Genomic DNA, 20510 nt, shown 5'->3' on the forward strand with positions numbered 1-20510 from the left:
GTGCCACCACTTGGCGCGCAGAGGCGCTGCAGTACCCGGCCGTGCGGTTGCGGAACATCTTGCACAGCCTGCGCAGTGATGCATGGCAGACCGTGCATCACTGCGCACCGGCAACGCGGGTCAGAAGTTGACGTACACCGTGGCGCGCAGATTGCGGCCAGGCTCGCTATAGCGGCCGATGCCGTCGTCGGTGGCATAGCCGTACAGATAGAAATCGCCGCGGGTGACGTTGCGGATGCGCGCCCACTGGAAGTAACGCTCGTCGAACAGGTTGTACACGCCGAGATTGACGCGCACGTGTGCGTTGACGCGATAGCTGCCGAACAGATCGACAACGCTGTAGGCGTCGCTGAGGAACGGCTCGGCCGGCGCGCCGAAGACATCGCTCTCCACGTTGACGTCCTTGGCCTTCTTGGCGAGCGCGTGGGTGATGTTGGCAGTGATGCGCAGCCGCTCGTCCAGGCCCTGCCAGCTCAGGCCGAGCACACCGCGATCCGGATTGATGCTGTCCAGCGGGCGGCCGTCTTCCAGCTCGCCCTGGTTGTGGGTCCAGGCCGCGCGCAGCAGCCAGGCATCGCCCAGTTTGAACTGCGCATCCAGTTCGACCCCCTTGACCTCGACCTGGCCGACATTGAGCAGCGTGGTGTAGGCGTAGCCGTTGCGCGAGGTGCACACGCCGCGGGTACAGGTCTGGTAACGCGTGCCGGCATCGGCGGTCACCGTCTCGCTCTGGATGAAGTCGTCGTAGCGGTCGCGGAACACCGACATTCCCACGCGCGCCCAGTCGCTTTCCCAGCGCCAGCCCAGTTCCAGGTTGAGGCTGCGCTCTGCTCCCAGCGCGGGATTGGCGGCCACGGTCGGCACGTTGACGGTGGTGCCGGTGTCCACCCGGGTCAGCGCAGTGATGCTGGTCGGGGCGTACATTTCGGCGGTGGTCGGCGCACGGAAGCCGCGCCCGGTCTGGAACCACAGCGTCTGCTGCGGGGTGAAGGCGTAGCTGATGCCGGCCTGCCAGGTGGGCGAAGCGAACGTCACCTCGCGTACCGTGCCGGTGGTATCGATGAAGGTGGGCGACAGTGTCGGCGTATAGCGATAGTGGTCGTAGCGGGCGCCCAGGGTGAGCTGCAGGCGGTCGTCGAGCAGGCCGATACGATCGCGCAGGTACACGCTCCAGGTGTCGGCATCGGTCTGTGGCACCTGTGCCGGGTCGACGGTGGCGGTGTCCAGCGCGCCGGCGTTGTTCCAGCGGTAGTCGACCGCGCTGAAATCGATGCTGCGGCGCTGCCAGGCGGCCCCGTACAGCAGCGCTTGCGACCAGCCGTTGCCGTGCACCTGCTTGTCGAAATCCAGCGCGATGCGGTCCAGGGTCTGCTCGGTGTCGCGGTTTTCGGCGCGGCGGCATGGCAGCGCCACCGTGCAGCGCGTGGTGGCCGCAGTGGCGGGGGTGCTTGAGGTGCCGCTCTGGGTGAGGATGCGGGTAGTGCCGCGGCTGTCGGTCTGCTGGCGGTCGAGCTGCGCTTCCAGGGTGTCGAACAAGGCGTTGTCGGCGTTCCAGAGATAACGCAGGCCGTAACGATCGCGGTCGTTGCTGTCGTCGCCGATGCGTTCGGCATAACTTGGCGCGCTGACACGGCTCAGGTTGGCGACCCGGTTCTGCGAGCGGTTGCGTTCGTAGACCACGCCGAAGCGGTGCTGTGCATTCGGCACCACGTCGAGTTTGGCCAGCACGTTGTCGCTTTCGCTGTCGATCGGGTCGGGCGTGCGCCGCGCGCTGCCGGTGTCGATTTCGGTGCTGGAATACCAGCCCTCCGATTCGTGGCCGTCGCGGCGGGTGTAGGTCAGCATCGATTCGACGATGCCGGTGCGATTGGCGACGGTGACGTTGCCCAGCAGCTGGTCGTTATGACCGGTGTAGCCGGTCTTCAGACCGACATAGGTGTCGTTGCCTTGCGCCTTGAGATAGTCGTAGGGGTCCTTGGTGGTAAAGACGACCGCGCCGCCGAGCGCACCGCTGCCGGCGCTGATCGAATCGGCGCCCTTGACGATGTCCACGCTCTTGAGCGAATCCACATCCACGCCACCGCGGCCGGCACGGAAGAACTCGTAGTCACGCGCGGTCTCCACGCCTTCGGCCATCGACAGGCCGTCGATGGTCATCGCTACCCGGTCGCCTTCCAGCCCGCGGATATTGAAGCCGTTCTCGCCGAAGCGGCCCATGTCGGCGATGCTCACGCCGGGGATGTAGCGCACCAGGTCCTCCATGCTTTCGGCCTGTTCCTGCTGCAGCTGCGCAGTGTCCAGGGTGGTGACGTTCTGGTTGCTGGAGGCGCGCTTGTCGCGCGCGGCCTTCACTTCGACCGGGTCGAAGGTGGTGGCGTCGGCGGGCGCCTGTTCGGCATGCAGCGGGAAGGCCAGGCCGGCGGCGATCGCCAGGGCCAGCAGGGTCGGTGTCGAAGTCATCGTGGGGTCCACAGTCAGGAAAAGGAGGGGCGCGAAAGACGCGGACCTGGCTGCGGGCGGCACGGGGCGGTCGCGTGGCTGGGTGGTGCCCGCCAGTGGCGGGCCAGGTGGCGCGGGTGTCGATCCGCGCCGGAAAGAGCAGTTGGCCGGTTCGTCAGTCCGCCCGGGCCGGTCTAGAAGCCGGGGCAGGCGCAGGCGGCGGCAACGCCGCGTCGCGGGCATCCACCACTCCGTCGTGATTGCGGTCGACGCGGGCGAACGTGCGCAGGCCCGAGGCCTGGTATTCGGCGAAGCTCATGCGCTTGTCCTTGTCGGTGTCGAGCACGTTGAAGCGCACGTGCACCTGGCGATCGTCGGCCTGCTCGAGCGCGGTGAGGCGGCGGTTGAGGCGGTCTTCGAACTCGACGCGGTACTCGTCCATCGACAGCGCACCGTCGCGGTTACCGTCGGCGCCGGCAAACTGCGCCGCACGCAGGTCCGCGTATTCCGCGCGGCCCACCTTGCCGTCGCCGTTCTCGTCGTACAGCGCCAGGAAGCCGTCGGCCGACTGGCTGTCGGGCATGCCCGGGCGGCCGCCGTCGCGATCGAAGGCGACCGTTGGCTCGGTGGCTGCAGCGTTGGCGGCGGCCGCCAGGGCTGCCTGTCCGCGCGCCCAGTCCTGCGCGCCGGCAGTATCGAATTCAGCGCGCGAGACCTGCCCATCGCCATCGCTGTCGAGTGCGGCGAAGCGTTGCTTGCCCTGCGCGGCCTGCGCGCCGCGTTCCTGTTCCAGCGCATGCTGGCGGCGCTCGCGGAACTCGCCCACGTACTCGTCCTCATCGACCGTGCCGTCGTGGTTGCGGTCGGTGACATCGAAGCGGCTGCGGCGGAAGGCCGCGAAGTCGGCGGCGGTGATGCGGCCGTCGTGGTTGTCGTCGTGCTGGGTGATGAAGGCCTGCACATTGTTGCCGTGACCGCCGAGCAGCGGGCGCGGCTCGGATTGGGCGACAGCAACGGTAGGAAGCAGCAGCGCGCACAGACACGCGCCGGCCAGGGAGCCAGTGTTCATGGATTGCCTCGTGAGGGAAGAAAAAAGTGCCGGGCCTTGGCGCCGGTGCGACAGGCAGAGCACTGCCTGTAGACGGCCAGCTGAGCCAGGTGGATGCGTCCGCACCGGTGCGTGGACGCCGCAAGACACGCAACCGCCGCAGCGGTTGCGTGGCGCTACTGCTCCAGCACCTGGAAGGTGAGCGTGGTGCTGTTGCTGTACTCGCGCACCGGGGCGCCGGCCGGCGCGGGGGTGCGGTGGCGGGTCAATGCCAGCCAGGTGCCGGCGTGGTCCAGTTTCAGGACTGCGCGGCCGGCGGCGTCGGTGGTCACGCTGCGCACCGTCGGCTTGCGGTCGGAGGTCCACACCGCCTCGCTGATGTCCACGGTCTGCCTGGCCAGCGGCACGCCGTCGTACTGCACCGTGAAAGCGAACGTCTCGCCCACGAACAGGTCATTGGGATGGGTGACCGGCACCAGTTCCAGACCGCGGTTACGCGGCGCCAATGCAGTGCGATCGGGCTTGCCGACGCTCACATAGGTTTCGGCCAGGGTGCGCGACTGGAAGCTGGCGACCAGCGTGGCGCCCTTGGGCATGGGGACCTTCGGGTCGCGCACGGTCTCGCGCTTGCCGTCCAGTTCCCAGGTGCGGAACTGCGCGCCTACGCGCAGGCCGCTGCTGAATCGATAGGTGCCGGGCTGCTTGCCCAGCGCGTGTTCGACGACGGTGCGGGTGTCCAGCGCCTGCACCCGCGCCGGTTCGACATCGCGGCCATCGGGCCCGGTGATGCTGAAATGGCTCTGGTCGAAGGCCGCTTCGGGCACGAAGAAGGTCTCGGCGAAGGCCGCGTCCAGCGTCACCGTCTGACCGGGCTGCGGAGCGAAGGTGTTCGGCGCCAGATAAGGGGTATGCGCGGAGGCAGATGCAGCGAGCAGCAGCGCCGACAGTGTCAGCAGTTTCATGGGGGGTCCCTGTTCCGGATGAGTCGCTGGCGGCAGGGGCGCGGGGCGGCGCGGGAAGCTGGCTGACCACGGGATATTAACGAAAATAAGAATCGTTCACAACAATAGGATGTGCTGTGTCGCTGTTTCTCTGCCGCTGGGTCGATGACGCCAGCTCTGCCTGACGTGTACCGTAGCGCGATGGCTTCCGCGTCCCCCGCACCATGAGTACCTACCACCTGCAGCAGGTCTTTCGCCCCAGCACCGTGGCGGTGGTGGGCGGCAGCCCGCGTGAGCGCTCGGCCGGGCGGGCGGTGGTGCGCAATCTGCGCGCGGCCGGCTTCCCTGGCCAGATCGGTTGGGTGAGCCCGCGCTACACCGAAATCGATGGCGTGCGCACGGTGCCGCGGTTGACCGATCTGCCGTGGGTGCCGGATCTGGTGGTGATCACTGCGCCGGCGCGCATCGTGCCGCGCATCGTCTCCATCGCGGCGCGGCGCGGGGTGGCCGCGGCGATCATCCTCACTGCCGGCCTGGGTCACGGGCCTGGCTCGCCGGCTGCGCGCATGGAGGCGGCTGCGCGGGCCAAGGGCATGCGCATCCTCGGCCCGCACTGTTTGGGTGTGATCGCGCCGCACGCGCGGCTCAATGCCAGCATTGCCGCGCATTGCCCGCAGGCCGGCGACTTGGCGCTGATCTCCGAATCCAGCGCCATTGCCGCCGCGCTGGTGGAGTGGGGCGTGGCGCGCTCGGTGGGGTTCTCGGCGGTGGTGTCGCTGGGCGACACGCTGGATGTGGATTTCGGCGATCTGCTCGATTACTTCGCCACCGACTACCGCACCCGCGCGATCCTGCTGTATGTCGAACGCATCGGCGATGCGCGCAAGTTCATGTCGGCCGCGCGTGCTGCGGCACGTGCCAAACCCGTCGTGGTGGTCAAGTCCGGTCGCCAGTTCCGCATCAACCCCAATGCCGACACCCACGCCCAAGCGCTGGCCGGCTCGGATGCGGTGTATGGCGCGGCATTCGCACGTGCCGGCCTGTTGCGGGTGGGCGCGCTGGACGAGTTGTTCGCCGCGGCCGAAACCCTGGGCCGGCTCGGCAGCTTCCCCGGCCGGCGGCTGGCGATCCTGAGCAATGGCGGCGGGGTGGGGCAGTTGGCGGTGGACCAGCTGGTGCTGCGCGGCGGCACCCTGGCCGAGTTGTCGCCCAAGACGCTGGAAAAGCTCGATCAGTCGCTGCCGGAAGGCTGGTCGCGCAGCAACCCGGTGGACATCATCGTGGATGCCGATGGCGCGCGCTACGCCGCGGCGATCGAAGCGCTGCTGGACGATGCGGAGAACGACGCGCTGCTGGTGGTCAACGTGCCCACCGCCTTTACTTCCTCCGCCGATGCGGCCAAGGCGCTGACCCGCGCGCTGGACCAACGCAACCGCTACCAGCGCGACAAGCCGGTGTTCGCAGTGTGGCTGGGCCAGGACGATGCGGCCATCGCCGCGCTCAACGCCGCGCGCGTGCCCACCTATGCCACCGAATCGGACGCAGTGCGCGGCTTCACCCACCTGGTGCGCTACCGCGAGGCGCAGGCGGCGCTGATGGAAACCCCGCCCAGCCTGCCGGAAGACTTCGTGGTGGATGCCGGCATCGCCCGCACCGTGGTCGATGAGGCACTTGTGGCCGGGCGGCGCTGGCTGGACCCGGTGGCCACCAACCGGCTGCTGGCCGCCTACGGCATCCCGATCGTGCCGTTGCAGGTGGCCGCCACCGCCAACGAAGCCGCGCTGTTGGCCGACCCGTTGCTGGCGATGGGGCGCACGGTCACCCTGAAGGTGCTGTCCAGCGAGATCGCGCACAAGTCCGACGTGGATGGCGTGCGGCTCAACCTGTCCAGCGTGGCGGCGGTGCGCGAAGCGGCCACCGGCATCCTGGCGCGTGCCCGCGCCGCGCACCCCAACGCGCTGATCGAAGGGGTGATCGTGCAGCCCACCGTGCTGCGGCCCAAGGCGCGCGAGCTGATCGCCGGCATTGCCGACGACCCGGTGTTCGGCCCGGCGATCGTGTTCGGCCGCGGCGGCACCGCGGTTGAGGTGATCAACGACCGCGAGCTGGCCCTGCCGCCGCTGGACCTGCGCCTGGCCCACGAGCTGATCGGCCGCACCCGCGTCTCGCGCATCCTCAAGGCGTATCGCGACGTGCCGGCCGCCGACGAGCGCGCGGTGGCGCTGGTGCTGGTCAAGCTGGCGCAGCTGGCCGCCGACATCCCCGAGATCACCGAGCTGGACATCAACCCGCTGCTGGCCGACCGCGATGGCGTGATTGCGCTGGACGCGCGCGTGGCGGTGGCGCCGGCGCGCAAGCTGCACAAGGGTCGCGGCCATCCGCGCTTTGCGATCTTCCCGTACCCGAAGGAATGGGAGCGCCAGATCGGCCTGGGCGATGGCACCCACGCGCTGGTGCGCCCGGTGCGCCCGGAAGACGACGCGCTGTTCCGCGCGTTCTTCGCGCGCGTCACCGACGAAGACCTGCGGCTGCGTTTCTTCCAGTCGGTCAAGCATTTCAGCCACGAATTCATCGCCCGCTTGACCCAGCTCGATTACGCGCGCTCGATCGCGCTGGTGGCCATCGACCCCAAGACCGGCGACATGCTCGGCGCGGTGCGGCTGCATGCCGACGCCGATTACGAAGGCGGCGAGTACGGCATCCTGATCCGCTCCGACCTCAAGGGCCACGGCATCGGCTGGCAGCTGATGCGCATCATGATCGAGTACGCGCGCTGGTTGGGCCTCAAGCAGATCGAAGGCCAGGTGCTGCGCGAGAACCGCACCATGCTGGCGATGTGCCAGAGCCTGGGCTTCGGCGTGCGCCCGGATCCGGACGATGCGACCCTGATGGCGGTGACACTCCCTATAATGGGCGAGCCGCGCCCGGCCTGACGTTGCGTCACGCCGCGGTCCCCCATCCTCCACCGCACGCCGGATCTGCCGGGCCTTGCCCTGGCCCGTTGCTCCGGCTGTCGTCTCGGCCCGCCTGGGAGTGTCAATGTTTCGCGATTTCAGAATGTCGTTCTTGGTCACAGCGATCTGCCTGGGCCTGGCTGCCTGGTGGGGTCATACCTCCGCGATGGGCATCTGGCAGGCGCTATGGCTATGCCTGGTGCTGAGCGTGCTGGAGGTGTCGCTGTCGTTCGACAACGCGGTGGTCAACGCCGGTGTGCTCAAGCACATGAACGCGTTCTGGCAGAAGTTGTTCCTCACCGTCGGCATCCTGATCGCGGTGTTCGGCATGCGCCTGGTGTTCCCGATCGTGATCGTGTCGGTGGCCACCGGCATGGGCCTGGTGCCGGTGATGCAGATGGCGCTGAAGGAGCCGGACCGCTACAGCCAGGTGCTGACCGACAACTACCCGTCCATCGCCGCCTTCGGCGGCATGTTCCTGCTGCTGGTGTTCCTCAACTTCCTATTCGACCAGGAGCGCAAGCTGCATTGGCTGGGCCCGGTGGAGCGGCTGGTCGGCAAGCTGGGCAAGGCCGATGCGATGTCGGTGATTGTGGCGGTGACGGTCCTGCTGTGCACCAAGCTGTTCCTGCCCGATGCCATCTTCCAGAGCGTGCTGTTCGCCGGGCTGGGCGGCATCCTGCTGTATCTGCTGGTCGGCAGCGTGGATGCCTTGTTCGAGGCCGAAGAAAGCGAAGACGGCAGCATGGGCCCGGCCAAGCGTTCGGGCATTGCCGCGTTCTTGTATCTGGAAGTGCTGGATGCCTCGTTCTCGTTCGATGGCGTGATCGGCGCCTTCGCCATCACCCGTGACGTGGTCATCATCATGCTGGGCCTGGCGATCGGCGCGATGTTCGTGCGCTCGATGACGGTCTACCTGGTGCACAAGGGCACCCTGGACGAGTTCGTGTTCCTGGAGCACGGCGCGCACTACGCCATCGGCGTACTGGCGATCATCATGCTGGTGGGCACCGTCTACCACGTGCCGGAAGTGCTGACCGGCCTGATCGGCGTGGCCTTCATCGCCGCCTCGGTGTGGTCCTCGATCCGCTACCGCAAGCGTCACCACATCGGCCCGACCGAGATCTGAGGCCGCCACGCCCTCGACCGGACTTGAAGATCGCCAAGCGCTCGCGATAGGCACGATGCGGGCGTCGCTACCTGATTGCGCAATCCTGGCAGATCAGTCGGAGAGCGGATCATCTGCGCCTTTGCTGCAGGGCCCTTGCCCGCCCACCATCGCAGGACACGCCGCAAGTACATCCATGTAGCTCCTTGGCGGCATCCATGCCGCCAAGGGTCCCGCGACGGTAGGCGGGCAAGGACCAGTCAAGATGGTCGGTTTGCATAGATTTAAATAAAGCAGCCAGCAAACTGTCTAGTGCGCTGACTTCGCTCTTCAACAAAACCACCAGCCAACTGTCTGGTGCGGTGTCCTTACCGATTGCGGGACCGTTGGCGGCATGGATGCCGCCATCGAGCCCCCATGGACGGGTTAACGGCGTGTCCCGCAAGCGGTGAGGGCACCGCGCCCTCGACGTCTTTGTGTTTGCTGCGGGGCCCTTGCCCGCCCACCATCGCGGGACACGCCGTGAATCCGTCCCTGGAGGCTCTGGCGCGGCATCCATGCCGCTCAAGGTCCCGCGACGGTGGGCGGGCAAGGACCAGTCAAGATGGTCGGTGCGCACGGTAGGAGCCGCGATTGATGCGCCTTGTTCGATCATGACGCGCCGGCTCAACACCAGATGCGCAACGCGCTACAAACAGCGTTCACGCGACCACCGACCAACTGTCTGGTGCGGTGTCCTTACCGATTGCGGGACCGTTGGCGGCATGGATGCCGCCATCGAGCCCCATGGACGGGTTAACGGCGTGTCCCGCGAGCGGTGAGGGCGCCGCGCCCTCGACCAGGCGTGAAGACAGCCAAGTGACCGCGAGACGTACCGTGCGGGCGCCTTGATCTGATTGCTCCATACCGGCAGATCAGGCGGAGAGCGGATCATCTGCGCCGTTGCTGCAGTCCCCCTCATGGCAGTGGCGGCCCACTGTGACCGGCTGCAGCATCGAGACGTGCGGCAGTCGTCCCAGCCGAACCCGACCAGTCAGCAGAAAGCCGGTTTGGGCCTTGACTGCGCAGTCCACTTGGACAGGTTCGCCGGCCCGGGACGACCGTTCGTCAGACAGTTCTTTGCGCTACAAGGGTTTGCGGGTTTTTCCCACATTTGGTGTTGACCCCTCCCGGGTACCCCACTATCTTGGGGGAGTCGGTGGTTGGTCGCACAAGGCGGCCGGACCAGTGGGAGCACGTATCGCGGCGGGGCCGCGGTCGAGGGCCTCCCCGCCGCGGTCGCACTCATGACTACAGCCATCCGGGCCTCGGCTTGGGTTTGGTGATGTGGTCTTGTGGCGCCGCTGCTGTTTCGCCACCGACCACCACGCGACAGCACACCGCGCGGTGGCGGCCGTGGAATCTCCGGTGAGGAGATGGCTGGTGATGTCGATGCCGCCGCAGACGCCCGTCTTGCGTGCCGCTCGCCCTGCACCGTCATCGCTGTCCAGGGAGTCCGGATCCGGCCGCAACTCGCTCCCCGAGCGGGTTCGTGTGCCTACGCATGGAGGACGCATGACCACCAACGACACCCTTTCCGCGATCGCCGCCGGTACCGCAACACCCACCAGCGTCTCCGCCAGTGTCGCCGCGCCTGCCTGTGGCGCGCCGGAATTGACCGACCCGTCGGACATCGTGCCGCCTCCCCGCCAAGCCATTGCAATGCACGCACAGACCATCGAAGAACAAAACGTCTCCACCTGGATCACCAAGGAAGCGGGCAATCGCAAGATTCCGTTCGAGCCGGAGCGCCTGGAGCGCGCCATCGACCAGATCCATGCCGAGTTCCCGCAGCTGGACGTGGCCGACTACAAGCGCTCGGTGTTCGGCTTTGTCGAGCGCAAGGACAGCGTCAACGCCGACGACCTGGTCGACCACCTGATCCGCGAGGCCGAAGCCCGCGTCGATCTGACCACCCCGGAGTGGGAGCACTTCGCTGCGCGTCTGTACCTGCGCCGCCTGTACAAGCGCGCCAGCCGCAACCGCTTCTACGACGCCAGCCAGAAGTACGGCTCGTTCGTGGGCCTGCAGGAAAGCCTGGCCGACCGCAATGTCTATTCCAACGACATCCTGCGCCGCTATTCCAAGGACGAGCTGATCGAAGCCGGCAAGATGATCGAGCCCGAGCGCGACAAGCTGTTCGCCTATAACGGCCTGTATCTGCTGGCCACCCGTTACCTGGCCACCGACAACTCGCGCGGCGTGTTCGAGCTGCCGCAGGAGCGCTGGCTGACCATTGCGCTGTACCTGATGCAGGACGAGATCGGCACCGGCAAGGGCAGCCGCGAGCGCCGCATGCAGCTGGTGGGCGAGGCCTACTGGGCGCTGTCCAACCTGTACATGACGGTGGCAACGCCGACGCTGGCCAATGCCGGCAAGGTCGGCGGCCAGCTGTCGAGCTGCTTCATCGACACCGTCGACGACAGCCTGCAGGGCATCTACGACTCCAACACTGACGTGGCGCGCGTGTCCAAGCACGGCGGCGGCGTGGGCGCGTACCTGGGCTATGTGCGTTCGTCGGGTTCGGCGATCCGCGGCGTGTCCAATTCGTCCGGCGGCGTGGTGCCGTGGATCAAGCAGCTCAACAACACCGCCGTGTCGGTGGATCAGCTGGGCCAGCGCAAGGGCGCCATCGCGGTCTATCTGGACATCTTCCACCGCGACATCGAAGCGTTCCTGGACCTGCGCCTGAACAACGGCGACCAGCGTCTGCGCGCGCACGACGTGTTCACCTCGGTGTGCATCCCCGACCTGTTCATGGAAGCGGTCGAGCGTCGCGGCGACTGGTACCTGTTCGACCCGCACGAAGTGAAGCGGATCAAGGGCTGGTACCTGCAGGACTTCTATGACGAGAAGAAGGGCGACGCCAACAGCAGCTTCCGTCGCAAGTACGAGGAAGTGGTTGCCGACGAGCGCATCACGCGCAAGACCGTCAAGGCGATCGACATCTTCAAGCGCATCATGGTCAGCCAGCTGGAAACCGGCAACCCGTTCATGTTCTATCGCGATGAAGTCAATCGCAAGAATCCGAACAAGCACGAGGGCATGGTCTATTCGTCCAACCTGTGCACCGAGATCCTGCAGAACATGAGCCCGACGCGGATGATGCAGGAGATCATCAGCGGCAATCAGATCGTCACCACCAAGAAAGCCGGCGACTTCGTCGTGTGCAACCTGTCTTCGATCAACCTGGGCCGCGCGATCACCGTGCAGGCCGACCAGGCCGATCTGCTGGGCGCCGACGTGCTGGAGCGGTTGATCCCGATCCAGGTGCGCATGCTCGACAACGTGATCGATCTGAACCAGCTCCCCGTGCCGCAGGCCACCATCACCAATCAGAAGTACCGCGCGATTGGTCTTGGCACCTTCGGTTGGCACCACCTGCTGGCGCAGAAGGCCATCCACTGGAACGCCAAGGAAGCCGAGGACTACAGCGACGAGCTGTACGAGCGCATCAACTACCTGACCATCCAGGCGAGCATGGAGCTGGCCAAGGAAAAGGGCACCTACAGCGTGTTCCGCGGCAGCGACTGGCATAACGGCGAGTACTTCCGTGCGCGCGACTACAACAGCCCGCAGTGGCTGGAGCTGTCGGCGCAGGTGTCGGTCAATGGCGTGCGTAACGCGTGGATGCTGGCGGTTGCGCCGAACATGAGTACCGCGCAGATCGCCGGTTCCACCGCCTCGATCGATCCGATCTACAGCGCGTTCTACTACGAAGAAAAGAAGGACTTCCGTCGCCCGGTCGCCGCGCCCGGCCTGTCGCTGGAAACCTGGCCGTACTACGAAAAGGGCGCCTACAAGGTCGACCAGTTCGCCAGCGTGCGCCAGAACGCGCGCCGCCAGCGCCACGTGGACCAGTCGATCAGCTTCAACTTCTACGTGCCCAGCACCATCCGTGCGAGCACGTTGCTGGATCTGCACATGACCGCCTGGCGCGAAGGCTTGAAGACCACGTACTACGTGCGTTCCAACGATATCGACATCAGTGAGTGCGAGTGGTGCAGTAGCTAAGCGCATTCGCGCTTCGCTTCCACGGTTCGCCTTGCGAACCGTGGACCCTGCTTCACCAGCTTCCACACCCCGCGCCTTCGGCGCGCTCCCTGACTCAGGGGGCTTTCCTCCAGAATGATTGCTGCTGTCGTCCCCGCTGCACGCGCGCGACGCCTGAAACACGAGTAGAGACCCATGTCCGCAACACCGCTTGAACGCATCAAAATTCTTGAGCCGCGTCACCCGAACCGTTCGACCAGCATCATCAACGGTCAGACTTCGGGCATCCTCAACTGGAACGATATTCCGTACCCGTCCTTCTATCGGGCGTACAAGGAACTGTCGACCAACTTCTGGATCCCGGACGAGGTGGACATGAAGGGCGATGCGCGCCAGTACAACGAGCTGTCGGCGCGCGAAAAGAATGCCTACGATTCGATCATCGGTTTGCTGGCCACGCTGGATTCGCCGCAGACGCGTTTCATCTACAACGTGGCCGAATACATCACCGACCCGGCCGCGCACGCCAATGCCGCCATCATCGGCCAGCAGGAAGTGATCCATAACGAGAGCTACAGCTACGTGCTGGCCTCGATCACCGGCCTTGCCGACCAGAACCGGGTGTTCGAAATCGCGCGTACGCACCCGACCATCATCAAGCGCAACGCACCGATCATGGGCGCCTACGAAGACTTCATGCGCGAGAAGACGGCCGAAACGCTGATCCGTTCGCTGATCCAGTCTTCGATCCTGGAAGGCATCAACTTCTATTCCGGCTTTGCGTATTTCTACAATCTGGTCCGCCAGAACCGCATGACCGGCACCGGCAAGATCATCAGCTTCATCAACCGCGATGAGCTGGCGCATTCCAAGTTCATCAGCGAGCTGATTCGCGCCATCATCGGCGAGAACCAGGCATTGCAGGGCGACGAGCTCACCGACTACGTGCACAAGGCCTTCGAACACGCGATCGACCTTGAAACGGTGTGGACCGCCGAAGTGCTGGACGGCATCGACGGCATCGACGTCGACGAGATGATCCGCTACGTCAAGTACCGCGCCAACAAGATGGCCGGCATGCTCGGCATCGAGAAACTGTACGAAGGCGCCAACGACAACGTGATGCCGTGGATCAAGGCCTACGCCGACAACTTCACCGAGACCAAGACCGACTTCTTCGAGATGCGGAATGCGTCGTACAAGAAAACCAATTCGGACAACGGCTTCGACGATCTGTGAGTCATCGGGAATAGGGAATCGGGAATGGCAAAAGCAGACAGTACCGCGCTCTTCCAATTCCCCATTCTCCATTCCCCAATCCCCGCCCCATGAACATCCTGCTCGCCCTGGCCTCGTTGAGCGGTAACACGCGTGATGTTGCGCGCAGTGTGGCACTGCGCTGCGAAGCGGCCGGGCATGCGGTGACATGGTTGGAAACCGATGTGCAGCGGCTGGACCAGGCGCCGCATGCGCACGAGCCGTACGAGTTGTTTCTGCTGGGTACCTGGACCAGCAACGGCGGCCGTACGCCGGCTGAGATGAAACGTTTCATCGTCGAACTGGTCGACACGCTGGGCAAGCCGCCGCGTGTTGCTGTGTTCGGCACCGGCGAAACGCAGTGGGGCGAAGAGTATTTTTGCGGGGCGGTGCATCGCATCGCGCGCTTCTTCGACAGCCCGTTTCCCCGTTTGACCATCGAACAGATGCCCCACGGCCAGCGTGATGCGCAGGCCATCGCCGCCTGGACCGACGAGGTTCTGGCCCAATGCAAGAACGATCCCAATGCAGACCATTACCGTCACGTCGCCTGAGCACTACACCCAGACCCTGGCCGCGCATCCGCGCGCGCTGGTGGATTTCTACAAGGACAATTGCCCCGGCTGCCGGATGCTGGACATGTCGCTGGACAAGTTCGCCAACAGCGAAGCCGCCAGTGGCGTGGCCTTGCTGAAGGTCAAGCTGGAAGTAGTAGGCGAGGAATTCTTCCGCGACTTGGGCCTGCGTCAGACGCCGACCCTTGCGTTATACCGCGATGGCAGTGAGGTGGCGCGCCTGCCTGGCTTCCAGTCGCCGGCGCAGGTGGAAACCGCGGTCAGGACCAGCCTCTGAAGCATCGGTAGGTCCGAGCGCCCGCATGCCGTAATGGCGGTGCTCCCCCGGGGGAGCGACCAAGTCCACGCCGGTCGCCGCACGTACCAATGTCTCCGTAGGAACGGCCAGGCAGCGATGGCGTGAGTGGTCAACGAGTACGCACCGACGCTTTCGTAGGAGCGGCCCTGGCCGCGAGGGCTCACCGATACCACCAAGTAGCGCGCCGTCGATATCCAGCAGATGGCACGCTTCTGCATCCAGACATGGCCCGCTCAGCCGCACCTGCTCCAGGACGCCGCAGCCGCGTCAGCAAGCCCCTCACTACGCTCCCGCGCACGCCGCTGCGTCCAGCGGCCTGCCTTCCAGCGTCGCAGTTGCTGCAATCGCAGCGGCACGCACGGCATCAGCCACCAGCGCTTTCCCCAACGGATCATCACCATGTCAGACAGCTCGCAGACCCACCCGCCGATCGAAGCGCGCATGGCCGAGATCGTGTTCCCCAACCACACCAACCACATGGGCACGCTGTTCGGTGGCCAGGCACTGGCGTGGATGGACAAGGCCGCATTCCTGGCGGCCTCGCGCTATGCGCGGCGCGCTGTGGTGACCGCGCGCTCGGACCAGGTGGATTTCAAGCTGCCGATCCGCCAGGGCCAGATGGTGGAAACCATTGCGCGCGTGGTGTCGGTGGGGCGCAGCTCGATCAAGGTGGAAGTGGAACTGATCGCCGAAGACCTGCTCAGCGGCGCACGCGAACTGTGTACGCGCGGGCACTTCGTGATGATTGCGCTGGATGCCGACGGCAAGCCGACGTCGGTACCGCCGCTGCCTTCGGCCGCCGAATGACCGGGCGACGAGCGGCCGACTAGACGGCTGCGCGGCCTCCTGAGAAGCGCCGGCAATGCCGGAGCCGATGAGTGCCGCGCGTCCGCTGCGTTTGCATCGCAACGTGCGTGCCTCTTCTGGCGACCGCCTGCTGGATCAGTCCGCTGTACTTACTCCTGTACCTCGCGGTCCTCGCGCTTGGTCTCTTCCATCGCCTCCGGTTCCAGTTCTTCGGCGCTGCGATTGAGTTTGACGAACACGCCCCAGGCGATCAGCAGCAAGGCCGCGCATGAGCCAACCGCCGCGGCATACGGCAGCTTGGACGGGTCGGCGTGCATCAGCTCGAAGATGGACACCAGCGTCTCGATTGCCAGCGCGATCACGATCACCACGAAGAAACGCGACAGGTAACGCCGTACGCGCGTGGGCCCGCTGACCTTGACGTCGCGCAGGATCTCTTCTTCGAAGATGGTCTGCCCCAGTTCCAGCGTCACCAGCGCCACCGTCAGCAGGCCGACCGCTTCCAGCACGACATTGAAGCGGTCGCGCACCACCATGTCGCCGCCGGGGGTAAAGCCATGCCACAACTCCAGCCCGGCCATGGTCACCAGGCCGGCCGCGCACAGCACGAAGAACGCCAGGATCACGAAGTGACCGGCACGGAACAGGTGGCTGAGCAGTTTCATGGCAGGCGCGACAGGGAAGGGATGCAGAGCATCGTGGGCCTGACGTCGCGGCCGCGCGAAGGCTGCGCCCAACTGGCCGGCTTCATCCGGAGTGCCCTCATCCGGCGCTTCGCGCCACCTTCTCCCGCAGGCGGGAGAAGGGAACGGCTAGGTGCAGGGCTAGGTGCGGGGGGGTAAAGTGATGCGTCCACTGCTGCAGTGCTGATGGCGCCTGCCTTCTCCCGCCTGCGGGGGAAGGTGCCCGAAGGGCGGATGGGGGAGGCAGCTCACAGGCGCAGCACAGTCACCGGCCCTCAACCATCAACCATGCCGCAACACCTGATACGCCTGCAGATGCACATTGGCGGCCATCAGCAGCGGCGCATTGCGCCCGGTCTCGCGCACGCGCTTGAGCATGTCGCCGAACGATGACCGACAGGATTGCGACGTGGCCAGTACAGGTGGCTGAGCAGTTTCATGATAGGCCGCGCGTGCACCGGCACGAAGGCTGCGCCCAACTGGCCGGCCTCATCCCGAGTGCCCTCATCCGGCGCTTCGCGCCACCTTCTCCCGCAGGCGGGAGAAGGGAGGGGCTGGCTGGGCACAGGGGGCAAGCCATGCGTCCACTGCTGCAGCGCTGATGACCCTTCCCTTCTCCCGCCTGCGGGGGAAGGTGCCCGAAGGGCGGATGGGGGAGACAGCTCACAGGCCTAGTACAGTCACCGGCCCTCAACCATCAACCATGCCGCAACACCTGATACGCCTGCAGATGCACATTGGCGGCCATCAGCAGCGGCGCATTGCGACCGGTTTCGCGCACGCGCTTGAGCATGTCGCCGACGATCTGCGCCGCTTCCACGTCCTGGCCGGCTTCCAGGTCGCGCAGCATCGAGGCCTTCAAGGGCGAATCGACCTGCAACAGGGTCTGCAGCGCCTTGGCGCGCGCGCCTTCCGGAATCGACTGCCCGGCCGCATCGGCGGCCCACAGGCATTCGTTGTACAGGCCGTTGATCAAGGCGCGTCCATCGTCGGTGGCGACGATCGCCCCGACCGGCGCGCGCATCAGGCAGGTGGCCGCCGCCAGCGCGGTGAGGAAGCTGTATTTGATCCACTGCTCCTGCGCAATCTGCGCGCTGGCCACATGGTCGATACCCGCCTGCGTGCACGCGGCCGCAAACGCCTGCACGCGCGCCGACTCCGCGCCGCCATCGCGCTCGCCGAAGGTCAGCGACGCCGGTTTGCCCAGGTGCAGGATCTCGCCATGCTCGCCCTTGGTGGCGCTGATGAAGCACAGCCCGCCCAGCACCCGCGCCGCGCCGAAGCGTTCGTCCAGCGCCGCGTAGTGGCGCAGGCCGTTGAGGATGGGCAATACCGTGGTGTGCTCGCCCACCGCCGGCGCAATCGCTTCGATCGCGCTGCCCAGGTCATAGGCCTTGCAGCTGAGGATCACCAGATCGAACGGTTGCTGCGCCACCAGGGCCGGCAAGTCCTGCGCGGTGACATGCGCCACCGGCAGATCGGCATCGCCCAGCGGGCTGCGAATGCGCAGGCCTTCGGCCTGCAGCTGCGCGGCGCGCGCATCGCGCACCAGGAAGGTGACATCGACACCGGCCTGGGCCAGGCGCCCGCCGAAATAACCGCCGGTGCCGCCGGCGCCCAGGATGAGAATGCGCATGGCCATCAACTCCGCAACCCCACACCGCGCCGCAGCAGCCACAGCGCCAGCGCGCTGAGCACCGCGACAAAGCCCAGCATCAGCGCGTAGGCGACCCAGATCGGTACGTCCGAGCTGCCGAGCAGGCCGTAGCGGAAGGCGTTGACCATGTAGAAGATCGGGTTGGCGTGGGTGGCCGCTTCGGCCCAGCCGGGCAGCAATTTGACCGAATAGAACACGCCGCCCAGGTAGGTCAGCGGGGTCAGGATGAAGGTGGGCACGATCGCCACGTCATCGAACTTCTTGGCGTAGACCGCGTTGACGAAGCCGGCCAGCGAGAAGATGGTCGCGCCCAGCAGCACCGTGGTCAGCGTCACGATCGGGTGCGGGATGCGCACCGGGGTGAAGAACATCGCGATGATCAGCACGATCGCCCCGACCATCACGCCGCGCAACACCGCGCCGGAGACATAGCCCCACAGGATCACCCAGTTGGGCATCGGGCTGACCAGCAGTTCTTCCACATGACGGCCGAACTTGGCGCCGAAGAAGCTGGAAGAAATGTTGCCGTAGCTGTTCTGGATCACGCTCATCATTACCAGACCCGGCACGATGAACTGCATGTAGCTGTAGCCGCCCATCTCGCCCACGCGCGAGCCGATCAGCCCGCCGAAGATCAAGAAGTACAGCGTCATGGTGATGGCCGGCGGCACCAGGGTCTGGCCCCAGATGCGCAGGATGCGCTGCACTTCGCGGCGCACGATGGTGCCCAGCGCAATCCAGTTGCGTTGGCGGGGTGTGGCAGGCGTGGCGGACATCGACGGCTCCGAAGGACTCATGGGTGACCTGCCGGGCGCGAGGGCGCCGCTGCGGCAGGGGCCGGGGCGGCGAGGGTCTCGCCGGGCCCGGTCAGGCGAACGAACAATTCTTCCAGCCGGTTGCTCTTGGTGCGCATCGAGCGCACCCGGATGCCGGCATCGCCCAGCGCGGCGAACACGCGGTTGAGGTCCATCGCGCGCGGCATGTCCAGATCCAGCGTATGGCCATCGATGGCGGTGAGCGTGGTGCCTTCGATCGCCGGCAGCTGTGCGGGCAGGTCACCGTCGATATCGAACAGGAAGCCTTCCACGTCGAGCTTGGCCAGCAGTTCGCGCATCGGCCCCTGGGTGACGATCTGGCCGTGGTTGATGATGGCCAGGTTGCGGCACAGGTGCTCGGCTTCTTCCAGGTAATGCGTGGTCAGGATGATCGTGGTGCCGGCCGCGTTGATGTCCTTGAGCACGCGCCACATGTCGCGGCGGATCTCGATGTCCACACCAGCGGTGGGCTCGTCCAGGATCAGCAGGCGCGGTTGGGTCATCATGGCGCGGGCGATCATCAGCCGGCGCTTCATGCCGCCGGAGAGCGTGCGGCTCATCACCTGGGCCTTTTCCCACAGGTGCGCGCGGCGCAGTTCCACTTCGGCCAGCGCCTCGGCTTCGCTGCGCGGCATGCCGTAGAAGCCGGCGTAGTTGACCAGGATATCGAAGGGCTTTTCGAACAGGTTGAAGTTGATTTCCTGCGGCACCAGGCCGATCAGCCGCATCGCTTCGCTGCGATGGGCGACCAGGTCGGTGCCGAACACTTCCACCTGCCCGCCGGACAGGTTCACCAGCGAGCTGATGATGCCGATCAGGGTGGACTTGCCGGCGCCGTTGGGGCCGAGCAGGGCGAAGAAATCGCCAGGTACCACGTCCAGCGACACGCCCTTGAGCGCCTGGGTGCCGTTGTCGTAGGTCTTGCGCAGATCGCACACGCGCAGGGCGGGCGCATTGGAAGATGGGGAATTCAAGCCGGGTCCTTCGCGCCAGGGTGACGGCGCAGCAAGTTGCAGCCCGTTATTATAGAAGCCCGCGGGGGATCGCCCCGATCACAGACTGTCCCAAATACGTTCGTGCCCGTTCAATTCCCCCTCAAGCTTGTCGACCGGCGCATGATTGCGCCCACCGTAGCCCACTGCCAGTTTCTGCGTGACGACGGGCAGCCGCTGGATTTCCAGCCCGGGCAGTTCATCCAGATCCACTTCGACAACGTCGATGGCACCGCAACCAAGCGCAGCTATTCGCTGGCGACCATCCACGACCATGCGCTAGGACCGGGCGAGGCGGTGGACATCGCGGTGAGCTTCGTGCCCGGCGGCTCGGCCACGGCGCTGTTCGAAGGCCTGCAGATCGGCGACCAGCTGCAGGCCAGCGGCCCGTATGGGCGTTTCTGCCTGCAGCCGGGCGACCACAACCAGCGCTATGTGCTGATCGCCACCGGCACCGGTGTCACCCCGTATCGATCCATGCTGCCGTTATTGGCCGAGGCGATGGCCACCCGCGGCGTGCAGGTGGTGCTGCTGCAGGGCGCGCGCACGCCGGCCGAGCTGCTGTACGGCGACGATTTCCGTGCGTTCGCCGATGCGCATCCGCAGTTCCGCTACGTGCCGTGCTTCTCGCGCGAGTTGCCCGCCCAGCCGCATGCCGATGTGCGACATGGCTATGTGCAGCAGCATCTGGCCGAAGTCGCCCCTGATGCGCAGACCGATATTGCCTATCTGTGCGGCAACCCGGACATGGTGGACAGCTGCGCCGAGGCCCTCAAGACCGCCGGCCTGCCGAATGCGCAGATCCGTCGCGAAAAGTACGTCAGCTCCACGCCGCCGAAAACCTGAGCACAGGCGTCAGCTTCCACGCACTGGCGCTGTCGCCTGGCGTGGTGACTGGCGCCTG

15 protein-coding genes and 1 pseudogene are annotated in these 20510 nt (G+C 66.0%); 8 read left to right on the top strand and 8 right to left on the bottom strand.

Annotation, left to right across the window (positions count from 1 at the left end; genetic code table 11):
• Nucleotides 1–120 precede the first annotated feature (120 nt).
• The 3 genes from XnspCFBP7698_RS17625 to XnspCFBP7698_RS17635 form a co-directional block, all read right to left on the bottom strand.
• Nucleotides 121–2460 (bottom strand): TonB-dependent hemoglobin/transferrin/lactoferrin family receptor, encoded by a 2340-nt coding sequence (locus XnspCFBP7698_RS17625; RefSeq protein WP_123137642.1) that lies wholly within the window; start codon nucleotides 2458–2460, stop codon nucleotides 121–123.
• Nucleotides 2461–2614: 154 nt separating this feature from the next.
• Nucleotides 2615–3508 carry a hypothetical protein gene (locus XnspCFBP7698_RS17630; protein WP_104581364.1) on the bottom strand — a complete coding sequence of 298 codons (894 nt, stop codon included), beginning with the start codon at nucleotides 3506–3508 and terminating at the stop codon, nucleotides 2615–2617.
• Between the two features lie 155 nt (nucleotides 3509–3663).
• The gene (locus XnspCFBP7698_RS17635; protein ID WP_104581365.1) at nucleotides 3664–4449 is read right to left on the bottom strand and encodes a DUF4198 domain-containing protein; all 786 of its coding nucleotides are present in this window, start codon (nucleotides 4447–4449) and stop codon (nucleotides 3664–3666) included.
• A gap of 203 nt (nucleotides 4450–4652) precedes the next feature.
• On the opposite strand from XnspCFBP7698_RS17635, the gene XnspCFBP7698_RS17640 reads away from it, so the two are divergent.
• The 7 genes from XnspCFBP7698_RS17640 (at nucleotide 4653) to XnspCFBP7698_RS17680 (ending at nucleotide 15459) form a co-directional block, all read left to right on the top strand.
• Nucleotides 4653–7361 carry a bifunctional acetate--CoA ligase family protein/GNAT family N-acetyltransferase gene (locus XnspCFBP7698_RS17640; protein ID WP_104581366.1) on the top strand — a complete coding sequence of 903 codons (2709 nt, stop codon included), beginning with the start codon at nucleotides 4653–4655 and terminating at the stop codon, nucleotides 7359–7361.
• Nucleotides 7362–7467: 106 nt separating this feature from the next.
• Entirely contained in the window at nucleotides 7468–8511 is a 1044-nt protein-coding gene (locus tag XnspCFBP7698_RS17645; protein WP_039415496.1) for a DUF475 domain-containing protein, read from the top strand.
• A 1533-nt stretch (nucleotides 8512–10044) separates the two neighbouring features.
• Nucleotides 10045–12543 carry a ribonucleoside-diphosphate reductase subunit alpha gene (locus XnspCFBP7698_RS17655; protein WP_104581245.1) on the top strand — a complete coding sequence of 833 codons (2499 nt, stop codon included), beginning with the start codon at nucleotides 10045–10047 and terminating at the stop codon, nucleotides 12541–12543.
• Nucleotides 12544–12717: 174 nt separating this feature from the next.
• Nucleotides 12718–13761 (top strand): ribonucleotide-diphosphate reductase subunit beta, encoded by a 1044-nt coding sequence (locus XnspCFBP7698_RS17665; protein ID WP_024712257.1) that lies wholly within the window; start codon nucleotides 12718–12720, stop codon nucleotides 13759–13761.
• Between the two features lie 89 nt (nucleotides 13762–13850).
• Entirely contained in the window at nucleotides 13851–14333 is a 483-nt protein-coding gene (locus XnspCFBP7698_RS17670) for a flavodoxin (RefSeq protein WP_104581243.1), read from the top strand.
• On the top strand, nucleotides 14305–14631 hold the full coding sequence (locus XnspCFBP7698_RS17675; RefSeq protein WP_039406398.1) for a thioredoxin family protein: 327 nt from the start codon (nucleotides 14305–14307) through the stop codon (nucleotides 14629–14631). The genes XnspCFBP7698_RS17670 and XnspCFBP7698_RS17675 overlap by 29 nt, the downstream gene beginning before the upstream one ends.
• A gap of 420 nt (nucleotides 14632–15051) precedes the next feature.
• Nucleotides 15052–15459, top strand: coding sequence for an acyl-CoA thioesterase (locus XnspCFBP7698_RS17680; RefSeq protein WP_039406396.1), 408 nt, complete (start codon nucleotides 15052–15054; stop codon nucleotides 15457–15459).
• Between the two features lie 149 nt (nucleotides 15460–15608).
• Here XnspCFBP7698_RS17680 and XnspCFBP7698_RS17685 read toward each other — a convergent pair whose 3' ends face one another.
• The 5 genes and pseudogenes from XnspCFBP7698_RS17685 to XnspCFBP7698_RS17705 form a co-directional block, all read right to left on the bottom strand.
• Nucleotides 15609–16124: a hypothetical protein gene (locus tag XnspCFBP7698_RS17685; protein ID WP_047697941.1), complete on the bottom strand. Its 516-nt coding sequence runs from the start codon at nucleotides 16122–16124 to the stop codon at nucleotides 15609–15611.
• Nucleotides 16125–16424: 300 nt separating this feature from the next.
• A pseudogene (locus XnspCFBP7698_RS17690) lies at nucleotides 16425–16526 on the bottom strand (oxidoreductase); the annotation flags it as partial.
• Between the two features lie 313 nt (nucleotides 16527–16839).
• Nucleotides 16840–17784: a 2-dehydropantoate 2-reductase gene (panE, locus tag XnspCFBP7698_RS17695; RefSeq protein WP_199680222.1), complete on the bottom strand. Its 945-nt coding sequence runs from the start codon at nucleotides 17782–17784 to the stop codon at nucleotides 16840–16842.
• Nucleotides 17784–18596, bottom strand: coding sequence for an ABC transporter permease (locus XnspCFBP7698_RS17700; protein ID WP_184371954.1), 813 nt, complete (start codon nucleotides 18594–18596; stop codon nucleotides 17784–17786). Before XnspCFBP7698_RS17700 ends, panE begins: the two co-directional genes overlap by 1 nt.
• Nucleotides 18593–19588: an ABC transporter ATP-binding protein gene (locus XnspCFBP7698_RS17705; RefSeq protein ID WP_104581241.1), complete on the bottom strand. Its 996-nt coding sequence runs from the start codon at nucleotides 19586–19588 to the stop codon at nucleotides 18593–18595. Before XnspCFBP7698_RS17705 ends, XnspCFBP7698_RS17700 begins: the two co-directional genes overlap by 4 nt.
• Nucleotides 19589–19624: 36 nt before the next feature.
• On the opposite strand from XnspCFBP7698_RS17705, the gene XnspCFBP7698_RS17710 reads away from it, so the two are divergent.
• On the top strand, nucleotides 19625–20452 hold the full coding sequence (locus XnspCFBP7698_RS17710) for a ferredoxin--NADP reductase (protein ID WP_184375628.1): 828 nt from the start codon (nucleotides 19625–19627) through the stop codon (nucleotides 20450–20452).
• Nucleotides 20453–20510 lie beyond the last annotated feature (58 nt).

The organism is Xanthomonas sp. CFBP 7698, assembly GCF_003600855.1.
Classification (GTDB): domain Bacteria; phylum Pseudomonadota; class Gammaproteobacteria; order Xanthomonadales; family Xanthomonadaceae; genus Xanthomonas; species Xanthomonas cannabis.

Coding starts and splice junctions, on each gene's coding strand:
- XnspCFBP7698_RS17625 (WP_123137642.1), bottom strand. CDS start 2,460: ATGACTTCGACACCGACCCTGCTGGCCCTGGCGATCGCCGCCGGCCTG.
- XnspCFBP7698_RS17685 (WP_047697941.1), bottom strand. CDS start 16,124: ATGAAACTGCTCAGCCACCTGTTCCGTGCCGGTCACTTCGTGATCCTG.
- XnspCFBP7698_RS17665 (WP_024712257.1), top strand. CDS start 12,718: ATGTCCGCAACACCGCTTGAACGCATCAAAATTCTTGAGCCGCGTCAC.
- panE (WP_199680222.1), bottom strand. CDS start 17,784: ATGGCCATGCGCATTCTCATCCTGGGCGCCGGCGGCACCGGCGGTTAT.
- XnspCFBP7698_RS17655 (WP_104581245.1), top strand. CDS start 10,045: ATGACCACCAACGACACCCTTTCCGCGATCGCCGCCGGTACCGCAACA.
- XnspCFBP7698_RS17700 (WP_184371954.1), bottom strand. CDS start 18,596: ATGAGTCCTTCGGAGCCGTCGATGTCCGCCACGCCTGCCACACCCCGC.
- XnspCFBP7698_RS17670 (WP_104581243.1), top strand. CDS start 13,851: ATGAACATCCTGCTCGCCCTGGCCTCGTTGAGCGGTAACACGCGTGAT.
- XnspCFBP7698_RS17675 (WP_039406398.1), top strand. CDS start 14,305: ATGCAGACCATTACCGTCACGTCGCCTGAGCACTACACCCAGACCCTG.
- XnspCFBP7698_RS17635 (WP_104581365.1), bottom strand. CDS start 4,449: ATGAAACTGCTGACACTGTCGGCGCTGCTGCTCGCTGCATCTGCCTCC.
- XnspCFBP7698_RS17680 (WP_039406396.1), top strand. CDS start 15,052: ATGTCAGACAGCTCGCAGACCCACCCGCCGATCGAAGCGCGCATGGCC.
- XnspCFBP7698_RS17640 (WP_104581366.1), top strand. CDS start 4,653: ATGAGTACCTACCACCTGCAGCAGGTCTTTCGCCCCAGCACCGTGGCG.
- XnspCFBP7698_RS17645 (WP_039415496.1), top strand. CDS start 7,468: ATGTTTCGCGATTTCAGAATGTCGTTCTTGGTCACAGCGATCTGCCTG.
- XnspCFBP7698_RS17630 (WP_104581364.1), bottom strand. CDS start 3,508: ATGAACACTGGCTCCCTGGCCGGCGCGTGTCTGTGCGCGCTGCTGCTT.